Origin of the sequence: Synechococcus sp. H60.2 (genome assembly GCF_047462315.1) — a bacterium.
In the GTDB taxonomy this organism is placed as follows: Bacteria; Cyanobacteriota; Cyanobacteriia; order Thermostichales; family Thermostichaceae; genus Thermostichus.
Genome location: NZ_JANSIZ010000126.1, coordinates 1 through 3,997, shown reverse-complemented (window position 1 = coordinate 3,997; position 3,997 = coordinate 1). Strand labels below are relative to the sequence as shown.

Genomic DNA, 3,997 nt, shown 5'->3' with positions numbered 1-3,997 from the left:
TATACCTACCTGTGTATGCACCGGAATTGAATCCTATTGAGATGATGGGGTCGGTGTTGAAGCATTTTATTCGGCAGCTTTCCAGAGTTGGGAAGTATAGCGTGGAGCAGATAGTGCAGACTTGTTTACTCCTGATCAATCCATCCTCCTTCCGGAGTTGGTTTGCTAAGTGTTGCTACTGTACCCCTTGATTCCTTAACAGACTGTAGCTTCCTGTCCTGAATCAGAACCTGTTGACAGCCGTAGTCCATTGTTGCTGAGTGGCGATCCAAAACTAAACTGTATTAACGACTCGCATCGTTGGTGAGCAGCTAAAGCTGCTCGAAGGCTTTTCCGCCCCGCCCTACTCGCGCTAGCGGCGCGGAGCGCTGAGTACGGGGCTACCAAGCTACTCTGCTGTGTCATGCTTTCTTCTCTCTCTGCTCTGCCAGTTCACCTCTACCGCTGCCTAAGCTGTGGTCAGGAAGGGCTGAGCTTGCCGCCAGCGCGGGAGCCAGGGTCTGCTGTGGATCGGGTTTATTGTCCCCGCTGTGGCCAGGTTTACCCTCTCCTATCTTCCGGGGCGGTGGATTTTCTAGCCACCTCGCCGGAGTTGCCCCTCACTCCAGCTCAGGCCATTGCCCATCTGCCCGGCTTTGCCTGGGGCTACGATCGCCTTTGGCGGCCCTGGGCGCTGTCGCTGTTATCGGGGGAGAGCTTCGCCAGCGAGCGGGAAGGCCGATTGTTGGCGGAGCTGGTGGGGGAGGCAGATCCTGTCTTGGACTTGGGCACGGCAGGGGGGTACTGGAGCCGCCTCCTCCTGGCCAGGGATCCGCAGCGGACGGTGATTGGCCTGGACAATGCGGCAGGGGTACTGGCCGAGGCAGCCCAACAGGCCCAGCCCCACTGGCAGCACTACAGCCTAGTGCGAGCCCGGGCGGAACAGCTTCCCTTCGCCTCGTCAGCCTTTGGGGCGGTGATCAGCGGCGCCACCCTGAACGAGGTGCCCTTGGATCCCTGCTTGCGGGAAGTGGCCCGCATCTTGCAGTCTGGCGGGGTGTTTGTCTCGATGCACAGCCAGCAGGTGCAGGGATGGGGGCAGACGGTGCAGCACTGGCTGGAGGCGACCGGCCTTCGCTTTTTCTCCGCAGACCAGTTGCGCCAGCACTTTGCCCAGGTGGGGTTGCGCTTGGAGCGCTATCTCAGCTTCGGCTGGGTGGCTTTTGTGCAGGCGGTGCGCCTCTAGGGAATCCACTCCAGGCCAACGCCAACGCTGGATTCCCGCGCCAAGCTCGAGTGGCGCAGGCTGTAGCGGGCAGCGAGACGAAGGGAAGGGCTAATGGCGTAGGCAGCAGTGATCTCCGCTAGGGTGGCCTGTCCTTCTTCCGGCTCCTGCGGGGCCACCCAAGTGTAGCTGCCAGTCAAGTCGGCGGCTCCGGGCGCCAGGGCCAAAACGGCAAAAGCCCCATAGCTCACCCCGCTGAGGCGGCGGTTCTTTTGTTCCAAGGCTCGATAGCCCAGTTGGGGGGCCAGATTCAAGCGGGATCCCACGGGGGCAAGAAAGTAACGCACCTCTGACCCGTACTGGCGGATTTCTGGGTTCTCAGAAGATTGGCGATAGTCGCCGCTGAGGGTGAGGCGATCTCCCAGGCGCAAGTCCTGCAAGCTGATTCGCCACTCAGAAGCCGACTCGAAACCCGCCTGCAAACGGGTGGGCAAGACAGGAGTATCGCGGATTTCTTCCAGAAGATTGGGAGGGCCTTGCAGCCAGCGGCGCAACACGGGGCTATCCTCCACAATTTGGCTATCCAGCCCCAGATCTAGAACGGCTGAGAGGGCAGTTGGCCGCGGATCCGCTTCCCTGCGGCTCGCTTGGGTCGAATTGGCCCAGGCCGGCGATGCTGGCATCAGCCCAGCCCCAAGAAGCAGCATACCCAGGCAAAGCCCTCTACCAGATTGCCCTATCACCTGCAACCCCCGCCCCTCCCGTCCTCAACTGTAGCTGCTTCCAAAAGGATCTTTTATGCAAACTCACGGGGGTCGCGGCTCTCAGCAGCGTAGGATGAGACCACAAGGAGGGCCCGACAACGGCAATGCAAAGACTAGCTGTTTCGGCTGTTGGCCATGACTCGCAGCCGCTGGGCCAGGTTTTGCAGTTGCCGCTCGAATTGCAGATTTTCCCGCTGCAACTGGCTAACTTTCTCACAGCTATAGAGAACGGTGGTGTGATCTTTTCCTCCAAAGTAATCGCCAATTTTGGGCAAGCTGAGGTTGGTGTAGTGACGCATCAAAAACATGGCAATTTGCCGCGCTTGGCTGATGTCCCGCTTGCGGGAGGATCCCAATAAGCTTTCTCGGTCGATGCCGAATGCTTCACAGACTACGTCGATAATCATGTCGGGCGTGATCTCCTTGGGCTCACTGGGAGGGTTGAGAATGGGCTGAATGGTCTCCACACTCATCGGCAAGCCGGAAATGGAGACGTAGGCAACAGCACGGATGAGGGCACCCTCCAGCTCGCGGATGTTGCTGGTGTAGGTGGTAGCAATGTATTCGATGACCTCAGACGGCAGGCTCATCCCCTCGTACTCGGCTTTTTTCTTGAGAATGGCCATGCGGGTCTCGATGTCCGGCGGTTGAATTTCCGCAATCAAGCCCATCGAAAACCGAGAACAGAGCCGCTCCTGCAGCCGAGGGATGAGGTGAGGGGAGCGGTCGGCGGCCAGTACGATCTGTTTGCCTGACTCATGCAGCGTATTAAAGGTGTGGAAAAACTCCTCTTGGGTGTACTCTTTGCCTTCGATAAATTGAATGTCGTCCACCAATAAAATATCCACATCTCGATAGTGCTCCCGGAAAGACTGCATGCTGTCTCGCCGGATGGCGTCGATTAAATCGTTGGTGAAGCGCTCGGTGGACACGTAAAAGACTTTGGCCTGGGGATTCGCTTCCAGTTGGTAGTGGCCGATGGCCTGCATGAGGTGGGTTTTGCCCAACCCTACTCCGCCGCAGAGAAACAGCGGGTTGTAGGCCCGCCCAGGCTTGTCGGCCACGGCCAAGGCCGCCGCATGAGCCATGCGGTTGTTGGGACCAACCACGAAACGCGAGAAGGAATACTTGGGGTTGAGATCCGGAGCTCGCATGGGCAGGCTGCCGCTCACCTCCAGCCCCAGGGTGGCGGAAGCCGGAAAACTGCCGGCCCAGCGGGAGGTTGAGGCCCCAGCCGCTGTTGAAGGAGGGTCTTCTTCCACCAAGGCCTGGGGAGCGACGGAAAACTCCACCTGCAAAGGGATCCCGGCCACCCGCTGCACCACCTCAGTGATGGTGGAGGCGTAGTGCTTTTGCAGCCAGCCCCGCGCCCATTCGCTAGGAGTCGAGATGGTGAGGCGATTGTCCACCAACGACTCAGGCCGCGCCGTCTTGATCCAAGCCTCAAAGGTTGGACGGCTGAGCTGCACCTGTAGATGCCCCAGAGCTTCGTCCCAGAGTTGATCTAGGGAGATATCCACACCACACACCCAGAACGACACAGCCAAAGCCCAAAGAGAACAGGGGCGCCAACCCAGTGCCTCTGCTCTCTCGACTTGGACTTGGGATTCCCAATTTAGCTGCTCGGCGTGGGGCGGCCAATCTAGCAATTTTCCGTCGAGCCTGCTAGAATGGCACCTTGCTGATTGTCTGCAAGTGGACTGGGCTTCCCCCTCACCAGCCGCAGCAGGCCTTGTTGACATGATGAGTGGGTCTACACCATGACTCAGCGTACCCTTCGTGGCACCAATCGCAGACGCATTCGCGTCTCTGGGTTTCGGGCCAGAATGCGCACAGCAACCGGGCGGCAAGTCTTGCGGCGGCGGCGGGCCAAGGGGCGTTATCGCCTGGCTGTTTCTTAAGGCGCGATCCGGCTTTAAGGGCAGGGCCCTTTGTTGAATTCAGGGTGGGATCCGCCACCATGCTGCCTGCTCCTTATCGCTTGCGGGATCGGCGAGCTTTCCAGGCGCTTTACCAAGCGGGGCAGCGT

4 protein-coding genes and 1 pseudogene are annotated in these 3,997 nt (G+C 59.4%); 3 read left to right on the top strand and 2 right to left on the bottom strand.

From position 1 onward, the window contains the following. Together NW845_RS12530 and NW845_RS12525 are read left to right on the top strand one after the other, a co-directional pair. A pseudogene (locus tag NW845_RS12530) lies at positions 1-191 on the top strand (IS630 family transposase); the annotation flags it as partial. Between the two features lie 212 nt (positions 192-403). Further along, positions 404-1,225 carry a class I SAM-dependent methyltransferase gene (locus tag NW845_RS12525; RefSeq protein WP_414378766.1) on the top strand — a complete coding sequence of 274 codons (822 nt, stop codon included), beginning with the start codon at positions 404-406 and terminating at the stop codon, positions 1,223-1,225. On the opposite strand, the gene NW845_RS12520 is transcribed toward NW845_RS12525, so the two are convergent. Further along, a complete protein-coding gene (locus NW845_RS12520; protein WP_414378765.1) occupies positions 1,222-1,887 on the bottom strand; it encodes a hypothetical protein in 666 nt (221 codons plus the stop codon). The two genes, NW845_RS12525 and NW845_RS12520, sit on opposite strands and share 4 nt — an antisense overlap. Before the next feature lie 194 nt (positions 1,888-2,081). After that, positions 2,082-3,488, bottom strand: coding sequence for a chromosomal replication initiator protein DnaA (gene dnaA / locus NW845_RS12515; protein ID WP_414364792.1), 1,407 nt, complete (start codon positions 3,486-3,488; stop codon positions 2,082-2,084). 240 nt (positions 3,489-3,728) lie between these two features. Here dnaA and rpmH point away from each other — a divergent pair, with 240 nt between their 5' ends. Beyond that, positions 3,729-3,869, top strand: a complete 141-nt coding sequence (rpmH, locus tag NW845_RS12510; protein WP_011434477.1) for a 50S ribosomal protein L34 — start codon at positions 3,729-3,731, stop codon at positions 3,867-3,869. Positions 3,870-3,997 lie beyond the last annotated feature (128 nt).